Here is a 23,572-nt window from a genome sequence, read left to right as displayed (position 1 = left end):
ATGGATGCGGCTGTCTTTTAAATTCGTTAAAAATTTACGGCTATTTATTTGCTTGTCTTCCACGTTAGCGCAGGTCTCGTCAAAGAATAAACGGCACAAACCAGGGACACGATGACGATCCCCCCGCCGACCCAGGCCGTGCTGGCTACGGTGCCTCCCTTCTCTAACACGAGGCCTCCAATGGCAGAGCCCAATGCAATGCCGATTTGCAGCGCGGAATTGTTAAAACTTTGCTGGATATCGGACGAACCCGGATCCACTTGAATCAGATAATTCTGCAGAGGCGGAGCCAGGCTCCAGCTCAATGCCCCCCATATCATCATCACGATTAAAAACACGCCAATCGAAAATGTGGATAACGGAAGCACGAACAATACCAGCATGAATGACGTAATGATGATCACGATGCTCTTATGCGATCCGAGCCGATCCGCAAGCGCGCCGCCGAACGCCCCGCCGCCGACGGCGGATAGTCCGAACAGGAAGTAACAGATGCTGATCCAATAAGGGCTCAGCCCAAGCTCCGATTCAAGAAACGGCGTGAAGTACGCATATATGGTGTAATGCCCTGCAAGCATGAACAAGGTGGCCAGATGCGCACCGGCGATTTTCATCTTGCCCAGCGCCTTGATCTGAACGGATAACGGCGTAACATTTTCAGGCTTGATCCGGTCCAGGAACATATAGATCAAAATCATGGAACCGATCGACAGGAAGCCGATACCCAGGAACAACACCCGCCATCCGAAAGCCTCGCTGATCAGGATGCCGAGCGGCACGCCTAGCACCAATGACGAACTAATCCCCATATAGATAACGCCCAAGGCTTTAGCGCGATGTGCAGGCTCAACCACCTTGGCGGTAATCGTCAAAGATAACACGATAATCAATGCCGTACTCATCGCGGTTAAGATTCTGGCTGCCATGAGCAGCGTAAAGTTCGGACTTACATAAGCCAGCAAGTTACCAATAAAGAAAATAAACAAGGAAATCAGGTAAAGCCGTTTGCGCTCCACTCTTGCCGTCAGCGCAAGAAGCACCGGTCCCGCTATCGCATAGACCAGGGCGAACACGGTAATCAGCTGACCCGCCGTACCGAGCGAAATATGCAAGTCGTCCGCAATGAGCGGCAGTATCCCGCCAACAATAAGTTCAACCAGCCCGACGGATATCGTCGAAATCGCTAGAATTAATACTTTCAGATTCATCTGGAATGAAATCCCCTTTCTTCGATGTCATGTTTATAATCAACAAAAAAATCCTGACTACAAAAAATGACAAACATTTTCTGTAATCAGGATTTTACGGTTCCTGGTAGAGACCCTCAGACCATATTAATGAGGTTATACATTCAAATAAAATATTCAGTTGCACAACAATCGTTGATTAATTTATCACATCCGTTACGAAAGATCAACCTCCCATGCAGGATTCCAGCAAATCTCCCACAAATGTCCGTCCGGATCGAGAAAATGACCGGAATAGCCTCCCCAAAAGGTGTCTTGTGCCGGTACGGTTACGGTAGCGCCCGCTCTACTGGCTTGCTCCATCACCTCATCCACTTCTTCCTTGCTGCCGACGTTGTGGCCGATCGTGAATTCCGAAGAACTCGGGGACGATAAGGGAACATTCGCTTCAACCGACAGATCCTTGCGATTCCATATCGCCAGCTTCACACCGGCTTGCAAGTCAAAAAATGCTACAGCCCCATGCTCGAATTCAGTGCCAATGATTCCTTCGGTCGGGAGCCCGAGCCCGTCACGATAAAACTTCAGGGACCGTTCCAGGTCATCAACGCCAATCGTAAGTACGGATATGCTTGCTCTCATTTTACGTTACCTCCTGTACATCATCATTGTTACTTCTACCCCATTGTCGTTCAACACCGGAATGAAAGATTGTAAAAAACGGACAAACCTTGCCGCCGCCAAGCATACAAAATTTATGGTTGAAAAGCCTGCTTCGGCGACATGCCGTATAAGCGTTTGAAGGTGTTAATAAAATGAGGCTGATCATAATATCCGTATTGGGCAGCGATTTCAGGAAACCGGTTAGGCTTGGAACGGCGCATCTCCTGCAGCAAATTCTGGAATCGTATGATGTCCGTCATTTCCTTCGGCTTCATGCCCAATTCCTTCTGAAATGCTCTTCTTATGTTTCTCTCGCTGTAATTCATTTTTTCGGCCAGAGCATGAATCGTTATTCTCCCCTTGGAGGCGTATAAATGCTGCATGCCTTGCTCCACCAGCGGTTCAGAGCGAATGTTACTCCGTCTTAACGCGTTGAATAAAAAAGTCTCAATCAGCTCGATGCGCCGGGCGGAGTCGAGAGCTGTCACCATTTCTTCGTTCAAGTGATTCACCTCTGCACCCCACGCTTCATCCAAGAGGACGGGACCCTCACGAAATTCGGAAGCGGGAAATTGGATGAACGGACGAACGGTTTCCGCATAGAAGCGAATACCGAACAGAGACTGCTCCTGCGTGAGTATCGCCGCTTCATAACGGGACATCAGGCCCGTAACGAAACCGGAAGCCGAAGCGGTCCGTGCCTTCAAATTAAATATGATATCCACGCAGCCGTCGGGAAGGATGCGATGGAGCGGAGCTTGAATGGACGTGACTCGGTATTCCAAGCTCCAATAACAGGCTACATATGGCATCAATGGCTGGCACGGCCTATATTCCGTATAGGCATATTCTGAAACAGGAGATTGAATCTCTATGACCGGTGCTTGTACAGGCATAAAATTCCGCAATGCGCTCACCCTTAATTATGCTTGAATTAACAAACAACTTGATAAGAAAGTAAAAATGTAGTCTTAGCGTCTATCAATCATGCTGTCCTGAACGTATCTGCAGGTTCATAATTTGCCCGTCTCGCGACGTAATGTAAACCTTCCAATCCCCCGTTACTCCACGCCCGTCATGCATGGCGAATGTCCGGGTTCCCTCCGTGCCGGCTTTGACATCCGCGTATCCGAATTCCTCCGTTCCCCGGTAGACCTTCAGCATCACGTGGCCCGTGCTGTTCTTGTTATGAACCTCAACGGTTAATTTGCTGCCCTGCTCCGGCATGGTGGTAAACGTGTTTTCGTACGCATTGACGCCCTGGTACTCATCCAAGTCTATATATTGCACCTTAAAAGGCGTGTTGCTGTCAGCACCATCAACTTCCTCTATGTACGATGCCTGATGATGAACGAGTTCGCCCGCACTCTGAGGGAACAGCGTCAGCGCCAGAAACATGGCGAAGCCGACTCCAAGCCATTTCATTTACGGCGAAACACCTCCAATAAATTTCCCTATGCGCACCACCGCCTCGCGCAAAGCCTCCTCTTCCTGGACCAGCGCGATTCGCACGTAGCCTTCACCTTCAGAGCCAAAAGCATCTCCTGGTATAACCGCCACGCCTGTATTCAACAGCAATTCGCGGGCGAACCGCCGCGAACTCCATGCTTCCTCGCGAAAAGCTTCTGGCATCCGAGCCCATAGAAACATCGTGGCCGGCGGTTTAGGAACGTCCCACCCCGCTTCGGCCAGGGAAGCTGCGAGGACATCACGGCGTTGTTCATACAGCGAAGCAACACCGCGTTCTTCGTGGGAAGCAGCCATGGCTTGACGCAAGGCATGGACCGCCGCCGTCTGAACCGGCTTGAACACGCCGAAATCGATGTTGCTTTTGTATTCCCGCAGCGCGCCGACAGCTTCCTCATGACCGGCAAGAAAACCGATGCGACAGCCTGCCATATTAAAGCTTTTGGAGAAGGAGTGAAATTCCACGGCGATGTCGATGGCGCCTGGAGCCTGCAGTACGCTTATCGGGCGATAACCGTCAAAGCCCATTTCGGAATAGGCCAGGTCATGGACGATGAGCACGTCCCATTTTTTCGCCAAACCGACCAACTTTTCAAAAAAAGCAAGATCGGCCTGAACCGCAATCGGATTCCCCGGAAAATTCAGCAGGATGAAGGTTGCTTTCATCCAAATCTCGTCCGGTATGCTGTCCAGATCGGGCACGAACCCCCGCTTTTCTTTCAGTGGCAAATACCAAGGCGTTACCCCTGCGATCGCAAGGGCTCCGGCATAAATCGGATATCCCGGATTCGGCACAATAGCCAAATCCCCCGGATTGCATATGGCTTGAGCCAAATGCGATAATCCGTCCTGAGAGCCCATTAAGGCCAGTATTTCCGTGTCGGGATCGACGTTCACGCCGAAGCGGTGCTTCATCCATGCTGCCGACTGCTCTCGGAATTCCATGGTTCCTCTGGTGCCCGGATATGTATAGTTATCTTCTTTTAGCGCTTCTTGGCTCAGGATCTCGCGTATATCGTCAGAAGGACCACGGTCAGGACTGCCAATACTCAAATCGATGATATGTCTTCCCGCCTGGGCAGCTTCTTGTTTCCATTCGCTGACCTCGGCAAATATCGAAGAACCGATCTGTGATAATTTGTCTGCACGCCATGATCGCTTAGAAGTTTGATTCGGCATGGTATCCACCCACTCCACTTTTTTTTCCTACATTATAGCATGAAGCCGGCTTTAGCTTCTCTTGGAATTCCGATCTGGGGCTTGACTTGAAAAGCCTTTCATATCGTAAGATCGAACCATACAAAAAGAGAAACCAGGAGAAGAGACAACCATGACCAGATTGAGAGAAACCATTTTTATTATCGCGTTTACGTTTGCAGCCTTTGTGCTGGGTACCACCGAATACGTCATTGTTGGATTATTGAAGGACATTAGCGCAACTCTCAGCATTTCGCTTGCGGCTGCAGGTGTCCTCGTATCCTGCTTTGCTATCGCTTATGCGCTCGGAACGCCTTTTGCAGTGACGCTGCTCGGACGCATTCCACGGCATGTTACCATCCTGTCAGCGTACATTGCGGTGTTGGTGTTTAATTACTTGACCATCTTCGCCACCACGTATCCTGTCATGCTGTTCATTCGCATCATCACCGCCATTCTGTGCGGATTGACCTTGTCGCTGGCCATTGCCGCAACCAGTGAGCATATGAGCGCTTCCCGCAGGGCTGGCGCGGTTGCCTGGATCATTGGAGGTTTTTCCATAGCGAATGTCCTGGGCGTTCCCGTCGGGACGCAGATCGGCCAAATGGCTGGATGGCAAACCGCTTTTATCGTTACTTCACTTGTGGGGATCATCCCGCTTGCGTTCATGTTGGCCGTTATGCCCAAGAGCAATACGATTAGCGTAAGCTCCATGAAGCAGCAATTTGCCTTATTCAAAAACCAACGGATTCGTCTTGCGTTCTTCATTCCGGTTTTCGGCGTAGGCTCCGTATTTATCGTATACACGTACATCACGCCGCTGTTAGAGAACGTGCTGGGGATACCGCAGCAATGGATCAGCACCGTCCTGCTGGCTTACGGCGCTTTCACGATTCTAAGCAACTGGCTTGGCGCCAAGGTAGCGCAAGGCAATTCCCGGGTTAAATTGAAAGTGATTTTCACCATCCAAGCGATGATTATGACGGCTCTGGCTCTCACCCTATCGCTCCCGTGGATGGCATTAGCATCCTTGATGCTGGTCGCCTGCTTCTCCTTTGCGCTCAGTACCGCCGTTCAGTTATACCTGATTGACTTGGCAGATGAATCTTCGCCCGGCTCCAAGGACTTCGCTTCCACGCTCATGCCGGTTGCATCCAACATGGGAATTGCGCTCGGCTCCCTTCTGGGCAGCCTGGTCGTGGACAGCATTGGCCTGGCCTACCTGCCGTGGGCCGCAGTTGCATTCGCTATAGGAGCTTTTGTCATAACTTCCCGCTGCCATCAGCTCGACCAAGAGCAATCGGAGTTAACGCTCCTGACATCGGTTAAAGCTTCATAGAACTATTTTAATCCTTCTCATTTTAGGTGAGAGGGATTTTTTTGAACGGCGGAAATCGGTCATTCTCGCTATAACAGATACCTTATCACTAAAATGGCACAGTAAACTCGTATTCATTCGATGGTCAACTAATCCAAAGCCTATTTGGAATTCAAAAAGCTTACCCGTTATGTAACGGTGTAAGCTTTTTGTTATCCTATTATTCAGTTCGGCAGGAATCGGCATGAGTCCAATATCATGCCGATTCCGATTCCAGCCAATAGCGAATCCTCTGTCCACACAATCTCCCTATTCGGCTGATTTCACCGAAAAAAACACCAGGGGTTGCGTCGCATTACCGACTCATCCATTAGGATAACGCCATAGGTACAGCTTTGTTAAACCCCTTGGATTTGCGATATTAGAGGACACTGGTTCCGCTATTCCATTGTTTTTACCTAATTCATGGCATTATGCGGACAAGAGATCCGCTATTGTTGGATCTAGCGTGGATTCTTCCGTGATTATGGTGCAATAACGGATGCTGTGTCCGCTTGATCACCATAATAGGCCCATTTCGGCGAAATAGCGGATCCTCTGTCCTCATGAGCTCCATTTGGGGCATTTTCCAGCATGTAGCTGGGCCTCTTCTATAAGCATGAGTCCAATATCATGCCGATTCCTGCAAATAGCGAATCCGCTGTCCACACAATCTCCCTATTCGGCTGATTTCACCAATATAGGGGCTGCGTCGCATTACCACTCATCCATTTGGATAACGCCATAGATACAGCTTTGTTAAACCCCTTCGATTTGTGATAATAACGGACACTGGTTCCGCTATTCCATTGTTTTTACCTATTTCATGGCATTATGCGGACAAGAGTTCCGCTATTGTCGGATTTAGCGTGGATTCGTCCGTGATTATGGTGCAATAACGGATCCTGTGTCCGCTTGATCACCATAATAGGCCCATTTCGGCGTAATAACGGATCCTCTGTCCTCATGAGCTCCATTTGGGGCATTTTCCAGCATGTAGCTGGGCCTCTTCTATAAGCATGAGTCCAATATCGTACCGATACCAGTAAATAGCGGATCCTCTGTCCCCATCGTCTCCCTATTCGGCTGATTTCACCAATATAGGGGTTGCGACGTATCACCGACTCACCCATTAGCTGTCCTCACAATCACCATAACAGTCTCACTCCAGCAGGCAGCGGTGCCCCCTCATTCTACATCTGCCCACTTAGTCTACATGTATCCAATTATAGGACCATTCCAGCATATAGCGAGCCTCCGCATCGTCCATCCGCTCGATCGATCCCCTGCTTAAGCCGCCATCTCCCGGCATGCCTTCGCACATCTGAAGCAGGCTTCCGCACATTCCTGACAGTGCTTAGCATCATGCTTCTTGCACTCGTTTCCGCAAGCTTCACAAACATCGGCACAGATCCTGCATATTTCTCTGGCATACATGCTGTTCGTGGACATGGCCTGAGCCGCAAAATTACATATATCCGCGCACTGTCGATCCAATCGTATGCATTCCTTCATCATCGCAACATCCTGCTCCTCCAAACATGCAGTGTAACAATGGTTACAAGCTACCATACAGCGCAAGCATTCCTCGATGCATTTTCGAAATGATTCGTGTGACATACAACATTCTCCTTTCAGTCTTAGCGATTATAGGATTACCTTGTACCAAGGTTGTATGTTATTAACCAAAACTTGTGAAGATTCAATGAGGATTTTTTGGAGCATCGAGTTGTCGAGCTTAAAGGTGTGATTAGATTAAAAAAGACGACTGCGCAGCAGCCGTCTCTCCTTTTTCATGATGCCATGAATGCACCATTTCCCGTTAATATACTTCGAGTTGGGCATTCATCGAACATCCCATTATTTTAGCCAGTCCTCACAGGAATCCGCCATTTTTTGCAAAGCTTGAAAGAACATACTGGCATGGTAACCATCACACACCGCATGGTGCACCTGCAATGAAACCGGCAGCAGCATGCGCCCTCCCTGCTCGGCGTATTTGCCGCCCGTGATGATCGGCAGCAAATATTCTTTATCATGGGCAATATTCAGATTGAACCCGCTAAACCTTGCCCAAGGGATCATGGATATGGGAAACGTATTGGGTGGTGGATTCTCCTTAACGAAGATCCCTTTGACATCTCGATAACGTTCCATGTCCTGCTCATATAGATCATGGAATCGATCAAAATCGTTCGCAAATTCAGTCCATAAGCTCGAGAAGGTATGATCATCCTTGTGAAAAAAAGTATAACTTGGCGTCATGGAATCCCAGTACCCCAGCTGCCCCCCTGGGCTATACGAGGTTTTGAATTCTGCGCGTTCATTGACAACCCGGGTCACCATGTAAATAAAAGCCGGGTAAAGCTTATACCCCCGAATCTTCAGTGCTTGAAGCAACAGCGTGATATCCGTGTCGACAGTCATGCTGTAGGTGCATTGATTTACGTTTGTGTAATGCTCGAAATACGGCAGTCTGTTCCACCGCTCGATATCAATGGTATGGAAATTCATTTATTTGCCCTCCTAAAATAAAATCGTTCTATTTCAGGAGGGTACATCCACCGCTTTAACCACAAGCCATCACTCCAAAGTTTTATATATCCGTCAGCAAGCTCAACGATTACATCTAAAATCCCGTATGACTTTCACGCTATCATAGAAAAAGGCCGTGTTGAACGCTCATATTGTGTTGTGTCCCTATTATAAATCATCACGCTCTTAAAAAATAGAGAATGACGATCCATGCTCCCGCCTGCTTATGTACCTTTGAACTCAACTCAGCGCGTCTCGTCGACGGGATCCGCTCTAAAGAAAAGGCTTCGCTCCTCAAGCAGAAGCTCAAGTCGCAAAGCCTTTATCCTTCCAATCTTAATGAATCACTTCCGGCAATTGGGTAAACAGCAGGTTTACCGGCAAATTGCTTCCCGGCGCAGCCGTCAGCATGATTTCAACCTTTTGCTCAAAATCGCCTGTACGGTAGAGAACCGCTTGCTCTCCTGGGGATACCTGGCCCAAGGAATAAATCGGTACGATCGTTCCGTTCATCATGGCATAACCCGAGTACTTGCCGCCCCGCGGATTAAACGAGATCAGGGTATTCGGCGCTACGCGATCCAGCGTGATTTTATACAGGACCCCGAAGTTGCCGGTATTGTGCGTAATATCTCCAACCATAGGATCCATGCCTTGCAGGTTAGGGTCATCCTGGTTGTCTCCAAGAACGAGACGCTGGGATTCTGCCCCCACCAGCTCGGAATAACGAATGATCCGCGTCGAATCCGGATAGGTGCCGCGGTTATGAACGCCATCGCGATCCAGGATCGGCAGCGTGCTCAGCACCTTCAACGGATCGGATTTTTCGTCAATCATTACGACGTCGAACTGGATCGGCAGGTCGCTATACATATCCGAGTACAGGGAAATGACATGCCCCTGCTTCATTCGAATCTCGCTCAGCTCCGTCATGACCAGCTTCTGTTCGCCAGGTGCAAGCGTTACGGAAGTTCGCTTCGAATCGTCCTGCATGGATTGGAAATAATTCAGCACGGACTTTTTGCCTGCTGCCGTCGCGATCGGCGATGGACCTGCAAATCCCAGGTAATCTTGTCTGAGCGTTACCGGAGTACTGTTCTTGTTAGTTGCAATCACGTACATCTTCACGTTTTTGTTCAGATTGTTCACGTGGTGAATCATGAAGCGCATGTCGCCTACCGCTGTCTCTTGATACACGATGCCCTCGCTGTTTACGGTTTCCGGGCTGTTACTGCGGATCAGCGTGCTTGGCTCGTCGTAAAAATCATAATTGATCTTCGGACGCGAAGTGACATTGCCGAGGAACGAGAATTTCTCTCCTTCCGGAATGAACAGCATATTGAAGTCGTCTTGCTCATACAACGTCTCGTTCGTTACGTTGATGGTCGTCTCGTAGGAGGAGCTAAGTCCCTTCTTATCGGTGACGGTCAACTTGATGGTATACACGCCAGGCGAGAAGAAGGCATACTCTTTGTTCTCCCACTTGTACGTCAGGTCCTCGTTCTTGTCCTGGTCGTCGTAGCTTTGATCCGTATAGGTGATCAGCTCGCCCATTTTATATTCCATCTTGTCGGTTTCGAACATGGCTACAGGCGGAAGGTTCGGCTGAACGACCGTAATCGTTTGGCTGTATGGTTCACTCCAAGCTCCCGTCGAATCCTGAACCGAGTAAGTGACTATGTATTGACCTGGCGCATCAAATATATCTTGCTTGCCTTCCCAACGCTCGTCGATGATTTCACCTTGTACATTCTCAACCTGAGGTGTATAGGTAACTGTAGTCTGCCCTGCAAAGATCTCTTTAGGTCCTACCGTAAACTTGGCAACCGGCTTGCTTTCCAGACTCATGATGACGCGCTTGCCAACATTGTCCACTTTATATTGAATGTCCAGCGCTTGCGTGATGGCTGTCAGCGGAACCATGAAGGTGCTCTTGGTTTGGTAAGAGGTGCCTTTCATAGTTTTGGTTACGCCGTTGACGGTATACTTGCTGCTGTCCGTTTTGAAGCGGAGCTCATTGCTTCCTTTAGTGATAATCGTTTCTTTGGTCTTCTTATCGTAAGTGACCTTGAAGCCTACACGATCCACAAGGGCACGGATGGGAACATAGGATACTCCCTTCTTGACTTGCATCGGCTGTGGTGCATTGTAGGTAACGCCGTCTTGAACCATCTTCGTGCTATTAAAATAAAGAATAAGTTCCTTGCCCGTCACGGATGGCGTGTTATTCTGGTTATCCTGCCCTACCGTAGTCGTTCCCGGATCTTGGACTTCACCGGACTCCTCCACCGGCACTTCGGTCGTTCCTGTTTCGGTTGTACCTGTTTCAGTGGTTCCTGCTTCATCCGGCGCTTGAGTTCCTTCTGTCTCTGTCGTATCGGATGTCTCTTGAGCAGCGCCTGAAGCGTTTGTACCCCCGGATTTTAGTGATTTCGTTGCCGCTGAATTTTGCTCATACACTTCTTGGGTGACTGACGGTTGCGTTTGGTCTGCGGCATTGGCATCCGCGCTCGCCGGATAAGCTGCGGCCAATTGGGCAACAGCCAATACGGTTAGCAATGATCGTTTCTTCAGTTTCATTCCATAACTCCTTCTAATCCTTTTTGATATTTTAATGAGGTCATACTATTAGACGTAAATTTTGGTAAAAAAGTTTCTCTGAACTGTGAATAATATTTAAGATGATGTAGAACTTTGTTAAAAACCTATAAAAAATCCCGAAACAGCATCAACGCTGAAACGGGACTAATTGGTCACACGATAGAATTCATATAAATGTTCCTAGATTTCATAAATCCATTAACCTTCCTAAGGTTCCGATTCATCATCATTTTGGAATATACAATATAGGCATTGTAATCAACCGAGCTCATTGTTCTACGTTCAGATGCTCCTGCAAATTCGTAGCCGCAATAACCTTTCTCCCGCTTGCCGGGTCATATTTCCACAGATGAAGACCCGTATCTCCTGTCGGGACATGAATGTCGGTATGATAAGGAAGATTCAAGAAGCTCCGAAATAACATCGAGATCATCCCGCCGTGAGAAACAATGCAGACGCTTTTCAACTCGGGTTCGTTATCGAAGGTAGTAAACAGCTTGGACATGAATTGCTCGGCCCTTGCTCTGAGCTGCACTTCAGATTCTCCGCCTTTAATGGCATCATGCCGCTTCCTTCCGCCCAGGGGCAGAGGGTACTTTATCAAAGCCTCTTCCCTTAACATACCCGCGATAACCCCATTATTTTGCTCCATCAAATCAGGATCATAGGTAACGGGTACTTTTGTCGTTTTAGCGATCATGATAGCGGTCTGCTTGGCCCGCTGAAGCGTACTGGAAAAAATCGCATCCAACGTATATGCATGATGAATCCAATCCGCCAGCAGTCGTGCTTGCTGTTGACCGAGGTCTGTTAAAGCATAATCCGCCCATCCTTCACACCGATTCAGAATATCCGCTTCCGACTGTCCATGTCTGACGACTAGAATTTCAACCATATGCAGTCCCTCACTTACATCCTTCAGTAATTATTGTTTCTTGCCAACAGCGATCCAGCGCCCGTCCACATCCTCAAACACAAGCTCATGATTGTTATAATCCGTTATGGTTAACGGTCTGACAATCTTCACGTTCAATTCCATGAGCGCCTGCTCGATCTCTTGTAGTCCATACGCAACAAAATAGGCATCGTACCCGTAACCGTAACGGATTCGATTCGGCACGACCTCCACGCCTGTCATCGTTAATACGATTTCAATGGAATCCCTGTATAAGCACACATGCGGTTCGTCTGCATCAAGATAGTTCACGGCACGGAACCCGATTTCTTCATAAAACTGACTTGTCCTCTTGATATCAGATGTCGGAAAGATTTGCAGGCAATGGGAAAACCCTGTACTCATGGTTCTATCTCCTTATCTCCTGTTCTAGCCCTCTTCATAACGACTAAACTGCTTATCCTTCATTTCCCGTATATCCCGGATCGCTCATGTGACCGGATCTTCTCCCGGATCCCCAGAAATTGACGCAATGCCAAACAGATGAAGAATCGCTAAGTAGAATGGGTAAAGCGCCAATCCCGCTATGGCAATGAGTCCTGTTACAGGGCTGGGTTTGTCGGCCGGATTCGTGATCGGGAACCATGCAGCCGTAATGTAAACCAGCATCATGAAATAGGGAATCCATAAAATTAGAGCAAAAAAACTTGCTTTGCGACCGTTTAACCAATATCGGACCAGCTTCGGAACCCCCCAACCCGACAGAATGAATCCAGCAACGCAATAGACTAAGGTCAGCGCATTCACGTGATCCAGGTCCCACCCTGTCAATCTGCCAATCCGGTACACGTTGACCATCAGTTCAATCCCGGCAAAAGGGAACAGCGCATACAAAGCAGCCGCCATATTTAATCGAATGATGAAGTTCATATCCACTCTCCTTGCACGCATTCAACTGTAACCGATATGCGGCAGGCCGCTTTATGAAATCAGCTCTTTAATCAAATACAAATTCAGATCATCATCCGCGCATACCATGTCGCCCGGCACCACAGGTTCGTTGTTGTACATGATCCCGTTGCCGTCCGGAATATAACCGCGCCGTACATAGATTCTTTGAGCCGCTCCATAGTCTCTGTATAATCCCACCCCGATGCCGATACGCGGCAGTTTCTTGCTCACGATGATCTCGAATTCTTCTATGATCCGATTGGCGATCCCGTTTTTTCGATACTCGGGAAACACGTTCAGATCATTGATTTCCGGAATGTTCTGATCCCGAAAATACGGATAAGCCGACTCATATTTCAAATGCGATACGCCGGCCAGCTCACCCTGTACAAAAGCCAACAACGTGATGCGTATGCCGATTTGGTTTTCTAATTCACAACGATCATAATACTCATCCGAGCGTTGTATTTTTTGCTGTTCAAATGCATCTTTCCAAGTACGTTTAAGGTCTGCGTTACCCAAAACTTTCAATGTAATGTCCATAGGGTTACCTCGCTGTTATGTATTGGTATGGTGAGTACCGTCAGCCTCTATTTTAATGCTTTTCCTTAACTTGGTAAATCATTCCGAAGCAATTGATGCATGAAATCAAAACGGCCAAGACGAATGTCCCGGCCGCTGCCCGATTTTTACCACAAATAACCCTGTTGCTAAGCAAAAAACTCGGTCTCTGCTACTTTCTGGCCGACATCAGCATAAACATCGGACGGTGACCTTCTTCCTCCCATTCGGGATGTGCCGCCAATTGTGCCTCAGAAGGACCCCAGTCCTCAACATGAGTTATGGTAAAGCCAAGCCCGATCAACATATTGAGATAGGTGCCCATCGTCCGGTGCTGCTTAATTACGCCTTCGGCAAGCCAATTCGTTGTACGCGGTCCTTCTTGCTGGTAATGATCAACCGGCCAAGTTTGATGCCCGCTGGGATGCTGAATCCATTCGGGGCGGCTTGAAGCCGTGTATATCGGATGCTCGACGGAGCATACCAGGCTTCCGCCGGGCTTAAGTGAACGGTGCACTTCCTTTAAGAGGCCCTGCAAGTTTTCAATATAATGAAAAGCGAGCGAGCTATACACCAGATCATACTTTTCAGAATCTAGCTCCAGTGTCTCCAGATCCGCTTTGATATAGCTGATGTTGGAGTCCTGCGTTTCGGCGTTCCCCCGTGCCAACATATTCTCGGACACGTCAACTCCGATCACTTTCTCGGCGCCGCCATGCTCCCTCGCCCATCGGCTGAACCAGCCGAACCCGCAGCCTAAATCAAGAACGCTGGCACCGCTCAGATCCGGCAGCATCGATCGCAGCGACTCCCACTCGGGAGCGCCGTCCAAGCCATGAACGGAACGACTTAATTGGCTGTAACCCTGAAAGAATCCTTCATCATCATAAATGTTTTGCGTCATCACCGTTATAGCACTTCCTTCGTCTAGAATATCTCTCCTAAACTTACTTTCTTCATGCGTGGTTCTCAAGTTTATGTTTGTTTCTGCCTTAAACAGGATCAAACACCCATAAAAAAGCGATATCTGAAGATCGCCACCGATCCTTCAAATATCGCTGCATTCTAACTTTTCCTTCGTTCGGCCCGAATAATTCTTCGTATCGATTGCTCCGTTAAATAATAACGTTCAGACAATGTACGAATGGAATCGCCCTTCATATGACACTTGAAAATGTTCCGATTCCGCTCGTCCAGATCTCGCTTGGCTCCGGTTTGTTCTCCCCAGCCCTTGCGGTTCTCCGACTTTCTGGGAATATAAATATAACTTCCATCAATATACTGCTGAATGGTTTTGATTACGTGTTCCGGCAAAATATGTTGTGCTTTTTCGTATTTCATACTCCTTGCCCCTATCTACATGGAATCGTGTAAATAGTGAGCAAAGCCAGCACAAATATAACAGCGGCTAATTCATGTTGGAAGTAGGCTCCGAACAATTTCTCTGCCCGTTATTTCCGTGCAGCTTTGCCCGGAGCCTGATTTAACCACTTGAACGGTCGTGCTCCTAACGTGAGCCATCATCATTTTCACCTCGCCCGATTGGATGATACAAAGTTCATACGCTTCCCTCTATTGTAACAAATTCGATTTCCTTTGTGTCAGGTTCGAATAACGAGATGACGAGTTCTCCCGATCCCACACCTACCCAGCAACCTAGTAGACAAACGAATGTAAAAAAAGCTTACTGGGCCGTTAAAATCAGCGGTCCATCCTTCGTGATAGCGATCGTATGCTCATATTGCGCCGACAGCTTGCCGTCGGCCGTTCTCGCCGTCCACTGATCGTCGTCGATCGTGATGCGGAACGTACCTTCGTTGATCATCGGTTCAATCGTAAACACCATGCCTTCCTTTAACCGAATGCCTTTGCCGGCTACGCCGACATGCTCATAGTTCGGCTCCTCGTGCAGGCTCCGTCCGATCCCGTGCGCCAGCAGATCGCGTACGACCGAGAACCCGTTCGCTTCCGCATGCTGTTGAATCGCCGACGTTATATCGCCAAGCCGGCCCCCGGGGAGTGCCCGGGCGATCCCCAGATCCAGGCATTCCTTTGCCACCTTCATTATGTTTCGCGCCTCCGGCCGGATATTGCCCACTGGATAGCACCAGCACGAATCGCCGAACCATCCGCCGTATTCCACGACGATGTCGAGCTTCAGCAGGTCCCCATCCATCAGCGCCCGGTTCGAAGGAATGCCGTGGGCCACCACATCGTTGACCGATGTGCAGGTTTCGGCGGGGAAACCGTTGTACCCTTTCGTAAACTGCTTGCCGCCCAGCTTGGTGATGTGTCTGGCAACAAAGTCATTGATCTCCCGGGTGGTGATCCCGGGCTCGATCAGTTTGGCCACCTCGCGGTAGCAGTCCGCAACGATTTGGCTCGCCGGCTTCATCTCTTCGATTTCCTTAGGTGATTTTAAAATGATCATCTATGTTTATTCGCTCCTTATCAGCTCTATAGTTTTAAAAACCGCACGATATCCATGGCCTCCTCGTGCAGCTTTCCGCGGCGAAGCGAGAGCGAGGCGCAGCCGACCAAGGCGGCCAGCAGCATTTCCGCGCGCTGCAGCCGATACGGCGGCTCCGCCGCGTTTGCGCCGGAAGCGGCAGCCTCGTTCGCCGCCCGCCCGGTTTCCAGCAGCGCGGCAAGCGGCACAAGCACCTCTCGGCGAAAGGCGGTCGTAAGCGGGGCCGAGCGCGCTTCAGGCAGCGCGGCAAAGCCCTCACCGGCCAGCTTATGCAGCAGGAATAGGGCGTGATCCTCCGCCCAAAGCTGCAGCAGCCGGACGCCGGCGGCGGCGACGGGGCCAAGCTCTGCGGCAGCAGCCGTTTCGAGGCTTGCGCTGCGGGAATCCGCGGCAGCCGAATTGCCGATGTCAGCCGCCGCAGCCAAGCCGAAAGGCCAGCCCACAGGCGCCTCTCCCGAAGCAGATGCGCGCGAGATTTCCGGCGGGACCTCCCGTTGAGCATCCGGCGAGACCTTCGGAGGGGCATTCAGCGGGACCCCCAGCCATTCCCCGGCCCGCTCCAATGCGTCCCACAGCAGATCGTGGAGCAAATCGCCCTTATTGCTGTAATAATGGTATACCGTTCCATAGCCGAGTTCCGCCTGCGCAGCCACATCCCGGATTTCCAGTAAAGGCCCTTTATTCAAAAACACATCGGCAGCGGCTTTACGGATTTGCGCCAGACGCCGCAGCCGGATCTCTTCGTTTTGTTCCTTCGTCCGTGGAGTCATCTCGTCCGTTCACCTCTTTTGTTTTTTGACCTACTCTTATGTCAATATAAAACATCAGCTTGCGAATAACAAGAGTATAGCTGGAGGATTTGCGGTTCAGCCTAGAAATCGGTGCTTGACCACGGGTTAGCCTTAAACGCGCGGACCTGTTTAGAACATTGCTGCGCTAACGTTTCTCATAGCCTTAATCGGTTCCAGAACTCAAATCATTGTCACCAACAACCATTAGATATTTCCCCTCTTTTACGCACCCGCATACACTCTTCCGGCCAAGCACCGATTGATCGTTTCGGGCCGGAAATCCCGCTAATCCCCAGGCTGAGGCTAAAGCACGTTTTATTTCAGAATCTTAATACTAGGACCTTTCTCCTCTTTTAAACGTTCATTCCGGCCGGCGGACACCGAGCATGGTATACTGTTCCCAACCATTCAATGATTAAGGAGCCTGTACCGTGCTAAAAGAACGCATTGACTACTTGTGCAAGAAGAAAGGAATATCCCGCAAAGAGCTGGTTGAAGGATTCGTGACCACTGCCCACTTTGCGAACATCCTTGCCGAACGATATCCATTGCCCGAAGACCTTGCCGGGCATCTGGCGCAGCGCCTTCAAGTGTCTCCTTCCTACTTGGTGAAGGCAGGAAACACCGATCAAGATACGCTGGAGACCGCAAATCGCATTTTTGAAGAGCTTTCCCAAGCGGCTTCGCTTCTATCAGAAGAGCGTATCCACGATCTTCCCGATCGCCATGATTGTTTAACGGTGGAGCTCACCGTAGCTTTGATGAAAGCCGTTTATTACCAACAAGTGAATGATGCGGTATCCCATGATTACCTGCACCAGAACTATCTGAATTTTTACCTCGAGAAGTATGGGCGCCCCGATGAAGCCGAGCTCCCGCTGCCTGCGAAGAAAGCGATGCTTTTCTACAAAATCCAATTCTACCGGTCCAAGAACCGTTATCATGAGGCTTTAAGCCACGCGAACCGGTTAAGCGAATATGTGCGGGAAGGGACCGATTTATGGCTGACCACGCAAAACTTCAAGATGGAGGCCAGCATTTTTTTGAAGTTATACGACCAGGCCAAGCAGGTGTTTGAAGGAACGATGCGACGGGTTTATGAAGAACGGCTATTTCACCGCTTGACCGATCTGTACATCGCTTACAGCGGTTATTGTTACTCGATGGGATTGTATCAGGAAGCGCTAGTCACCCTGTCGATGGCGGAAGCCAATCTGGTGTATGCGGTAAACCAGGGGAATATGTTATCCACCATCATGAACAACCGGATCATCATGCTGACGATGCAGGGAGAGCATGAAAAAGCGGAGGAAGAAATCCGGCGCTTTGCGGAACTTCTCGAACGGGAATCGGCGGAGGTACGGGAGCAATTCCGTCCGATCCTATTGATTTACCGCTGCGAGTCGGCTGCGGCTCAAAAGCAATGGGGGCTATTAACCCAGTACATGCAAGAGCTCCAATCGTTGGAGCTGACAACGGATCAAGAGATGTCCGCATTTTTTTATCAATGCCAGCTCGCCTTGGCTCATGGACACCATGAAGAATTTATGGAGTATGCCCTGAAATGCCTGCCGTATTACGAATCCGCTCAGCTCACCATGCGACTAGAATCCTTATATGAAGCATTGGCGGCCGTATCGGAGGAATCAAGGAAATACAAGGAGTCGACCGTCTATTATAAAAAGCTGGTCTACCTGCTTCGAAACAAATAATTCATGCGTTAGAAGGTCGAAACGACCAACTTCATTCGCAAAACTTTCATCATGACTTACCGTTCATTGGCTTTGCAACCGAATCAACTTGATTGAACCCTATGAATACCGCAAAAGTTTTTCCGAAACGATGAGGTTCATTCCATCATATTGCCCGAAGTTTTGTTTCCTTGCGAAACCATTGTCGCCACAGCTCACCGAGGCTAACATTGAATTATAAATAATTCATCTAAGCGAGGTGCTCGATTATGGGATGGTTTAGCAAAAAGAAAAGTCCGCAGGAATCGCTGGAGAAAGCAGATCAAATGATGAACAAAGGTTTGACGGGTATGATGATGAAGGGTTTAGTGCCGAAAGAACATCGACACGCCATCAATCAAAGTCTGGAGCAAGCGAAACAGGCACAGATGGCAGCGGCAGGCGCCCTTTCGTTAACGGCGACCGCCAACGTACGATCCATACGGGATACCGGAAAGCTGATCAATTTCGATCCCGTCGTCATCCTAGAACTGGATGTCACCGAGAACGGAGGAAAGCAATATACCAAAACGCTGGAAACGCTCGTATCGAAACTGCAAATTCCGAGAGCCGGTGATACCATCGGCCTCGCTCAGCATCCAGCCAATCCATCGGAACTGGTCTATATGGGGCTGATAAGCTGAATGCGCCACGTAAAAAGGACCTGAATCAGGTCCTTTTTGTTGTTATATGCCTGCAGCTTCCTGCAATTTTTCGTTCAACATTCGGAAGGCTTCGTGAATGCTCTCTTTTGGCGTCTTGCCGTACCTCTCCCCGATGTTGACTTCCGAATAACACTGATCTTCCCCTGCCTCGTTCAGATAAGCGACCAATCCGACCCCCGTCGAACGGTACACATCAATCAGGATCGGTTCCAGCTGTTCCTTGTCCATTTCAAAGTACACATGGAACATATTCGTTACGGGCACGGCAGGCTTCGTCTTCACGCCTCGGCACTGGCCGAACATCGCTGCTAACTCTTTGGCTTCTTCGTAATACCGGCCCATGCTGCCTATTCTTTCCGCATAATAATAATCCGAGCTGATAATATACGGGTAAAGACTGACCAGATCGCCGCCATGCCGTCTCTTCCACACTTTGGACTTTGCCGTGAAATCGGTCCCGCCGGCCAGAATGGCGCCGGCAATCCCGCCGATTCCTTTATAGAAAGATACATACACGCTGTCAAAAAGAGCACAGATTTCTGCAGCCGTTTTCTGATAATACGGTGTAATCTCGAACAATCTTGCCCCGTCCAGATGCAGCTTGATGCCTTGAGAACGGCAATAGGCCGAAATGGCCTCCAACTCCGCGTAATCAGGCAGCTGCCCTCCGATTTCACGCTGCGGCAATTCCAGAAGCAGACATGCAATGTCACGATCCAAACGCTGCACGTCCTCAAGCGTAATCAAACGCTCCTGATCGCCAAGCAGAATCGGCTCGATATGATGCAGCTCTTTAAGCCCGTCCTCCTCGTGAATCTCCAAATGGCAAAGCGGGTGATACGCCACTCGCTTCAGATCCGCATCATCGCACCAGATCCGCAAAGCAATCTGCTGCGCCATCGTTCCGCTGGGAAAGAATACCGCCGATTCCTTACCCAGAACCTCTGCCATTCGCGTCTGAAACTCTTCGATGATGGCGCCCTTGCCGTATGTATCCCCCATCTGCGACCCATCCGCGCTGCGAAATGCCTCGAGCAGCACTTCAACATTCCTGCGGCTATGGCCAATCAATGGGTATGCTGTTTCGCCGTAAGCCTCGCCAAGCGATTTTCGCTGTTCTCCCATGTCGCAATAACTCCCCTTGTTCCATCGATTTTGAGCCTATTCTCTTTACATTGAATGAACCACCCTTTAAGCATACTAGATAAATGAGCAAGTGAAAAATAATTTGGATGACCTAACTTTTCGGAAAAACTTGACAACAGGAGCAGTCTGAAATAACATTGTATATGAGCATATGTTCATATTAAAATTCAATCGGCTTTTTGAATCATTCGTTCAACATTCTTAGGGTTTATCTGAAGGGAGTTTACGATTATGCACCATCACAACCACCGGCACGGTCATGACCACAGTCACCATGATCACGCCCGCTCAGGGAATAAGAAAGGTCTTGCCATCGCCCTGATCATCACGCTCGGCATTATGATTCTAGAATTTGTGGGAGGCTTGCTTACCAACAGTCTGGCCCTGTTATCCGATTCCGGCCATATGCTAAGCGATGCCAGCGCTTTGCTGCTCAGTCTGGTCGCTTTATGGTTTGCCGCAAGGCCCTCATCGCCGAACAAGACCTACGGCTTTTACCGTTTCGAAATACTGGCAGCACTATTGAATGGCGTCGCCCTGTTTGTCATCGCCGGCTTTATCGTCTGGGAGGCGATTCAACGCTTTGATGACCCGCCGGCAGTTGCCAGCGGCAGCATGATGCTCATTGCATCCATCGGCTTGTTGGCTAATCTTTTAAGTGCATGGTCCTTGATGCGGATGGGCGACGTGAAGAACAATGTGAACCTGCGAAGCGCCTACCTCCATGTCATCGGCGATGCGCTTGGCTCCGTAGGTGCTATTGTCGCCGGGATTCTCATGATTGCATTTGGATGGTATATTGCAGATCCTATGATTTCCATTCTGGTTTCGATCTTGATCCTGAAAAGCGCCTGGAGAATTATACAGAATACCGTTCATATCCTGATGGAGGGTGCACCTGCAGCGATTAACCCTGATGAGGTAACGAAATCCCTGCTGTCCATTCCGGGAGTCACGGGCATCCATGATCTCCACATTTGGACGATCACGTCCAATTTCGACTCCTTGAGCTGCCATCTTGTCGTGAATGATGACGTGCCTGGTTATGAGATCCTTCAACAAGCGATTGATCTTCTGGAAAGTCGATTCCACATTGAGCATTCAACCATCCAGATTGAGAACAGCGCCATCGCTCATAAAGAATATAAAGTGTGATCTGGTTCCTGCGGTAGTCCTTCCGTTCATGAAAAGGGGAAATCCGGCTGCCGAGGTTTACACTTTTTACAAGCTCGGTTGACCTCCATAATGAGACTATCAAGACATTCTACGTAAGTTACCGCGAAATCCTGAATGTCTGATAGGGAGGTTGCCATGAATAACGATATATATACGCTGGAGAAGCTAAATGAATATCGGCAAGCACATTGGGACGAACTGGATCGTCAAGGAAGATTCATTATTCATGATGAGATCGGCGTTGGTGAATCGGAGTCAAATGCGAGGAATCGTCGACTTATCGATAAGCTTTACGGGTTCTTTCGAAAACGGAGATCACGAAAAACCCATTCAAAATCCTTATAAGCCAAAGAGCAAGCGCGGTTGTACGCGCTTGCTCTTTTTTACGGGAATCACGCCCGCCAGATCTGCTTAAAATCCAGCCATCCCAGATTATTAATGACGACTCCCTTGTAAGAAGGATGCAAACTTGCGAAGAATCTCGTATGAATCAGGAATGATACATGCGCTTCCTCCCGCAGCCTCTCCTCGATGTTCGATAAAATGCTCAACCGCTCCTCGCACCGTTCGCTGGCAAGCGCGTCATCGATGCATTCTTTTACCCAATCCTGCAGGGACGGATCCAGGAACTCTTTGACAATGCTGCCCTCCTGCTCGTAATTCTCGATGATGCATACTTCTTCGCCCGGAAGAACTAGGCCGTGCAAAATGCAGTCCATACTATTCACCACGTCGGGATGCAGCATGGTATCCATACGTATCTCCCGGATCATCAATGAAATCCCAACGGAAGCACACTGATTCTGGATCCATTCGGCATCCTTGATATGATTGGCCAGCGTTGCCATGATGACGGGGGAACCGTCGTAACCCGACTGCCTCAACAGCGACTTGGCGAACTCGGGATCATAACGGTCTTTGCGGTAAGGCGCTTGTTCATCCATAATGAACCCTCTGGCCGGATAAAGACGATTGTCGCCCAGCTCCCGGATCATCTCCGAACGGTTCAGGATCAGATTGAATGCGCGGCGAAATTCGACGGATTGAAACGGCCCCTGTTTTTTCATATTCCATGTAATCAAAGTCGTGCAGCCTTCGGAGGATTCTATGATATCCACAGCATGATGGTCGCCGCCATGACCGAATTGCTCCGAATCCTGCAGCAGCCGCTCCCAACTGACGTTGCAGTGCTCGGCATCTTCCGGCATCATAATGATTTGGATGCTGTCCAAATGCGGCCGCCCTTGATAATAGTGGGCATTCGCATGAATGGTCAGCCTTTCCTCGGTCCATTCCTCCACCTGAAAGGGCCCCGTTCCGACAGGAAGCCTCCAGAACTGTTCTTCATCCTGAATCAGCAGATGTTTAGGCACGATGGACATGCATATGGAACTGAGAAACCGGATGAAAATCCGATTCGGCTTATTCAGGATAAAACGGACCTCGCGGGGCGACACCGCCTCTACGCTGTGCAGTTCACGCACGGTCCAAGCATTCCGTCGATCCTGACCCAAGCGCTCCACGGTGAATTTCACGTCCTCGGCCGTTAATTCCTTGCCGTCATGGAACAGAATCCCTTTACGAAGATGAAACGTCCAGCTCGTTCCATCCTCGCTGCTCTCCCAATGATGCGCAATCACAGGCATGTATTGATCCTTTGCTTTATCGTATACCACCAATCGATCGAATATTTGCTGGATCATATGAGCTTGAAAACTGTAATAGCACTCGGCGGGGTCCAAGGTTTCGATCAGCCGATAAACCGGCAGCCGCAGCGAGTCCCTGGCTTCTTCCTCCCCTTCCTTCATCTCCTTGCAAAAGCCAAAATGCCCGTTCATCCACTCCACGTAGGAGTCGTTGGTCCGAATGCCTTGTCCGTAGGTACGAAGCAGCTCAAAGGCTTGCTTGTATTCCCCTTTTTCCGCGAGCTGCTGTGCCGCTTCCTGAAGCAGCTCTGCTTGATCCGCTTGAAAGGTCAGCTTGGACCGGTTTCCTCGCCCGCGTCCGGCTTTCCACAGAATCCAGCCCTTCTCTTCGAGCTTGCGCAAAACGAGCTTCGCGTTGCGCGACGTGCAATAAAGCGTGTCGGCAATCTGCTCAAGCGTCACTTCCGTAGCGGTATGGACTGGAGCGTTAACAGCAAGCTTCCGGTGCAGCATGAAAAATTGTTCGTACAGCAT

At 49.5% G+C, this 23,572-nt stretch carries 22 protein-coding genes and 1 riboswitch; of the genes, 4 read left to right on the top strand and 18 right to left on the bottom strand.

Features of this window, described 5'->3' with window-relative positions:
• Window positions 1-44: 44 nt before the first annotated feature.
• From RB298_RS12380 to RB298_RS12360, 5 genes are all read right to left on the bottom strand, one after another.
• Complete coding sequence (locus RB298_RS12380; protein WP_277746148.1) at window positions 45-1,208, bottom strand: MFS transporter; 1,164 nt, start codon at window positions 1,206-1,208, stop codon at window positions 45-47.
• A 63-nt stretch (window positions 1,209-1,271) separates the two neighbouring features.
• Window positions 1,272-1,371: riboswitch (purine riboswitch) on the bottom strand.
• A 32-nt stretch (window positions 1,372-1,403) separates the two neighbouring features.
• Window positions 1,404-1,829 (bottom strand): VOC family protein, encoded by a 426-nt coding sequence (locus RB298_RS12375; protein ID WP_009593736.1) that lies wholly within the window; start codon window positions 1,827-1,829, stop codon window positions 1,404-1,406.
• A 113-nt stretch (window positions 1,830-1,942) separates the two neighbouring features.
• A complete protein-coding gene (locus RB298_RS12370) occupies window positions 1,943-2,746 on the bottom strand; it encodes a DUF6597 domain-containing transcriptional factor (RefSeq protein WP_486047254.1) in 804 nt (267 codons plus the stop codon).
• Between the two features lie 85 nt (window positions 2,747-2,831).
• Window positions 2,832-3,275 carry a hypothetical protein gene (locus RB298_RS12365; protein ID WP_486047198.1) on the bottom strand — a complete coding sequence of 148 codons (444 nt, stop codon included), beginning with the start codon at window positions 3,273-3,275 and terminating at the stop codon, window positions 2,832-2,834.
• Complete coding sequence (locus RB298_RS12360; RefSeq protein ID WP_486047197.1) at window positions 3,276-4,496, bottom strand: aminotransferase class I/II-fold pyridoxal phosphate-dependent enzyme; 1,221 nt, start codon at window positions 4,494-4,496, stop codon at window positions 3,276-3,278.
• A 151-nt stretch (window positions 4,497-4,647) separates the two neighbouring features.
• Between RB298_RS12360 and RB298_RS12355 the strand changes: the two genes are divergently transcribed.
• The gene (locus RB298_RS12355) at window positions 4,648-5,853 is read left to right on the top strand and encodes an MFS transporter (RefSeq protein ID WP_213578948.1); all 1,206 of its coding nucleotides are present in this window, start codon (window positions 4,648-4,650) and stop codon (window positions 5,851-5,853) included.
• A gap of 1,308 nt (window positions 5,854-7,161) precedes the next feature.
• Here RB298_RS12355 and RB298_RS12350 read toward each other — a convergent pair.
• The 11 genes from RB298_RS12350 to RB298_RS12300 form a co-directional block, all read right to left on the bottom strand.
• Window positions 7,162-7,491 (bottom strand): four-helix bundle copper-binding protein, encoded by a 330-nt coding sequence (locus tag RB298_RS12350; protein WP_375120099.1) that lies wholly within the window; start codon window positions 7,489-7,491, stop codon window positions 7,162-7,164.
• A 240-nt stretch (window positions 7,492-7,731) separates the two neighbouring features.
• Window positions 7,732-8,385 (bottom strand): type A chloramphenicol O-acetyltransferase, encoded by a 654-nt coding sequence (gene catA, locus RB298_RS12345; protein ID WP_486047196.1) that lies wholly within the window; start codon window positions 8,383-8,385, stop codon window positions 7,732-7,734.
• A 357-nt stretch (window positions 8,386-8,742) separates the two neighbouring features.
• Window positions 8,743-10,986: a stalk domain-containing protein gene (locus RB298_RS12340; RefSeq protein WP_192571561.1), complete on the bottom strand. Its 2,244-nt coding sequence runs from the start codon at window positions 10,984-10,986 to the stop codon at window positions 8,743-8,745.
• A 289-nt stretch (window positions 10,987-11,275) separates the two neighbouring features.
• Window positions 11,276-11,902, bottom strand: coding sequence for a histidine phosphatase family protein (locus tag RB298_RS12335; RefSeq protein WP_486047195.1), 627 nt, complete (start codon window positions 11,900-11,902; stop codon window positions 11,276-11,278).
• A gap of 30 nt (window positions 11,903-11,932) precedes the next feature.
• Window positions 11,933-12,307, bottom strand: coding sequence for a VOC family protein (locus RB298_RS12330; protein WP_486047194.1), 375 nt, complete (start codon window positions 12,305-12,307; stop codon window positions 11,933-11,935).
• A gap of 84 nt (window positions 12,308-12,391) precedes the next feature.
• Window positions 12,392-12,832, bottom strand: coding sequence for a hypothetical protein (locus RB298_RS12325; protein ID WP_486047193.1), 441 nt, complete (start codon window positions 12,830-12,832; stop codon window positions 12,392-12,394).
• Window positions 12,833-12,883: 51 nt separating this feature from the next.
• Entirely contained in the window at window positions 12,884-13,396 is a 513-nt protein-coding gene (locus RB298_RS12320; RefSeq protein WP_486047192.1) for a GNAT family N-acetyltransferase, read from the bottom strand.
• Between the two features lie 190 nt (window positions 13,397-13,586).
• On the bottom strand, window positions 13,587-14,318 hold the full coding sequence (locus RB298_RS12315) for a class I SAM-dependent methyltransferase (RefSeq protein ID WP_486047253.1): 732 nt from the start codon (window positions 14,316-14,318) through the stop codon (window positions 13,587-13,589).
• Window positions 14,319-14,479: 161 nt separating this feature from the next.
• Window positions 14,480-14,755, bottom strand: coding sequence for a CD3324 family protein (locus RB298_RS12310; RefSeq protein ID WP_015735839.1), 276 nt, complete (start codon window positions 14,753-14,755; stop codon window positions 14,480-14,482).
• Window positions 14,756-15,098: 343 nt separating this feature from the next.
• Window positions 15,099-15,845, bottom strand: coding sequence for a type I methionyl aminopeptidase (map, locus tag RB298_RS12305; protein WP_096774140.1), 747 nt, complete (start codon window positions 15,843-15,845; stop codon window positions 15,099-15,101).
• A 26-nt stretch (window positions 15,846-15,871) separates the two neighbouring features.
• The gene (locus RB298_RS12300) at window positions 15,872-16,654 is read right to left on the bottom strand and encodes a TetR/AcrR family transcriptional regulator (protein ID WP_486047191.1); all 783 of its coding nucleotides are present in this window, start codon (window positions 16,652-16,654) and stop codon (window positions 15,872-15,874) included.
• Window positions 16,655-17,106: 452 nt separating this feature from the next.
• Here RB298_RS12300 and RB298_RS12295 point away from each other — a divergent pair, with 452 nt between their 5' ends.
• Together RB298_RS12295 and RB298_RS12290 are read left to right on the top strand one after the other, a co-directional pair.
• Window positions 17,107-18,387: an XRE family transcriptional regulator gene (locus RB298_RS12295; protein WP_486047190.1), complete on the top strand. Its 1,281-nt coding sequence runs from the start codon at window positions 17,107-17,109 to the stop codon at window positions 18,385-18,387.
• Window positions 18,388-18,635: 248 nt separating this feature from the next.
• Window positions 18,636-19,049: a hypothetical protein gene (locus RB298_RS12290; RefSeq protein ID WP_486047189.1), complete on the top strand. Its 414-nt coding sequence runs from the start codon at window positions 18,636-18,638 to the stop codon at window positions 19,047-19,049.
• Between the two features lie 42 nt (window positions 19,050-19,091).
• Here RB298_RS12290 and RB298_RS12285 read toward each other — a convergent pair whose 3' ends face one another.
• Window positions 19,092-20,195: a threonine aldolase family protein gene (locus RB298_RS12285; protein ID WP_486047188.1), complete on the bottom strand. Its 1,104-nt coding sequence runs from the start codon at window positions 20,193-20,195 to the stop codon at window positions 19,092-19,094.
• 252 nt (window positions 20,196-20,447) lie between these two features.
• Between RB298_RS12285 and RB298_RS12280 the strand changes: the two genes are divergently transcribed.
• Window positions 20,448-21,371 (top strand): cation diffusion facilitator family transporter, encoded by a 924-nt coding sequence (locus RB298_RS12280; RefSeq protein WP_277746158.1) that lies wholly within the window; start codon window positions 20,448-20,450, stop codon window positions 21,369-21,371.
• Between the two features lie 413 nt (window positions 21,372-21,784).
• Here RB298_RS12280 and RB298_RS12275 read toward each other — a convergent pair whose 3' ends face one another.
• Window positions 21,785-23,572 (bottom strand): ABC transporter substrate-binding protein, encoded by a 1,788-nt coding sequence (locus RB298_RS12275; RefSeq protein WP_486047187.1) that lies wholly within the window; start codon window positions 23,570-23,572, stop codon window positions 21,785-21,787.

This window comes from Priestia sp. BR_2 (assembly GCF_041954005.1).
In the GTDB taxonomy this organism is placed as follows: domain Bacteria; phylum Bacillota; class Bacilli; order Paenibacillales; family Paenibacillaceae; genus Paenibacillus_AQ; species Paenibacillus_AQ lautus_A.
This window is presented reverse-complemented; position numbering and strand designations above follow the sequence as displayed.

What these genes read in the sequence shown, in the direction of transcription:
- RB298_RS12380 (WP_277746148.1), bottom strand. Translation starts at nt 1,208, where the DNA reads ATGAATCTGAAAGTATTAATTCTAGCGATTTCGACGATATCCGTCGGG.
- catA (WP_486047196.1), bottom strand. Translation starts at nt 8,385, where the DNA reads ATGAATTTCCATACCATTGATATCGAGCGGTGGAACAGACTGCCGTAT.
- RB298_RS12320 (WP_486047192.1), bottom strand. Translation starts at nt 13,396, where the DNA reads ATGGACATTACATTGAAAGTTTTGGGTAACGCAGACCTTAAACGTACT.
- RB298_RS12290 (WP_486047189.1), top strand. Translation starts at nt 18,636, where the DNA reads ATGGGATGGTTTAGCAAAAAGAAAAGTCCGCAGGAATCGCTGGAGAAA.
- RB298_RS12350 (WP_375120099.1), bottom strand. Translation starts at nt 7,491, where the DNA reads ATGTCACACGAATCATTTCGAAAATGCATCGAGGAATGCTTGCGCTGT.
- RB298_RS12285 (WP_486047188.1), bottom strand. Translation starts at nt 20,195, where the DNA reads ATGGGAGAACAGCGAAAATCGCTTGGCGAGGCTTACGGCGAAACAGCA.
- RB298_RS12355 (WP_213578948.1), top strand. Translation starts at nt 4,648, where the DNA reads ATGACCAGATTGAGAGAAACCATTTTTATTATCGCGTTTACGTTTGCA.
- RB298_RS12280 (WP_277746158.1), top strand. Translation starts at nt 20,448, where the DNA reads ATGCACCATCACAACCACCGGCACGGTCATGACCACAGTCACCATGAT.
- RB298_RS12360 (WP_486047197.1), bottom strand. Translation starts at nt 4,496, where the DNA reads ATGCCGAATCAAACTTCTAAGCGATCATGGCGTGCAGACAAATTATCA.
- RB298_RS12315 (WP_486047253.1), bottom strand. Translation starts at nt 14,318, where the DNA reads ATGACGCAAAACATTTATGATGATGAAGGATTCTTTCAGGGTTACAGC.
- RB298_RS12275 (WP_486047187.1), bottom strand. Translation starts at nt 23,572, where the DNA reads ATGCTGTACGAACAATTTTTCATGCTGCACCGGAAGCTTGCTGTTAAC.
- RB298_RS12365 (WP_486047198.1), bottom strand. Translation starts at nt 3,275, where the DNA reads ATGAAATGGCTTGGAGTCGGCTTCGCCATGTTTCTGGCGCTGACGCTG.
- RB298_RS12325 (WP_486047193.1), bottom strand. Translation starts at nt 12,832, where the DNA reads ATGAACTTCATCATTCGATTAAATATGGCGGCTGCTTTGTATGCGCTG.
- map (WP_096774140.1), bottom strand. Translation starts at nt 15,845, where the DNA reads ATGATCATTTTAAAATCACCTAAGGAAATCGAAGAGATGAAGCCGGCG.
- RB298_RS12370 (WP_486047254.1), bottom strand. Translation starts at nt 2,746, where the DNA reads ATGCCTGTACAAGCACCGGTCATAGAGATTCAATCTCCTGTTTCAGAA.
- RB298_RS12300 (WP_486047191.1), bottom strand. Translation starts at nt 16,654, where the DNA reads ATGACTCCACGGACGAAGGAACAAAACGAAGAGATCCGGCTGCGGCGT.
- RB298_RS12335 (WP_486047195.1), bottom strand. Translation starts at nt 11,902, where the DNA reads ATGGTTGAAATTCTAGTCGTCAGACATGGACAGTCGGAAGCGGATATT.
- RB298_RS12340 (WP_192571561.1), bottom strand. Translation starts at nt 10,986, where the DNA reads ATGAAACTGAAGAAACGATCATTGCTAACCGTATTGGCTGTTGCCCAA.
- RB298_RS12330 (WP_486047194.1), bottom strand. Translation starts at nt 12,307, where the DNA reads ATGAGTACAGGGTTTTCCCATTGCCTGCAAATCTTTCCGACATCTGAT.
- RB298_RS12310 (WP_015735839.1), bottom strand. Translation starts at nt 14,755, where the DNA reads ATGAAATACGAAAAAGCACAACATATTTTGCCGGAACACGTAATCAAA.
- RB298_RS12375 (WP_009593736.1), bottom strand. Translation starts at nt 1,829, where the DNA reads ATGAGAGCAAGCATATCCGTACTTACGATTGGCGTTGATGACCTGGAA.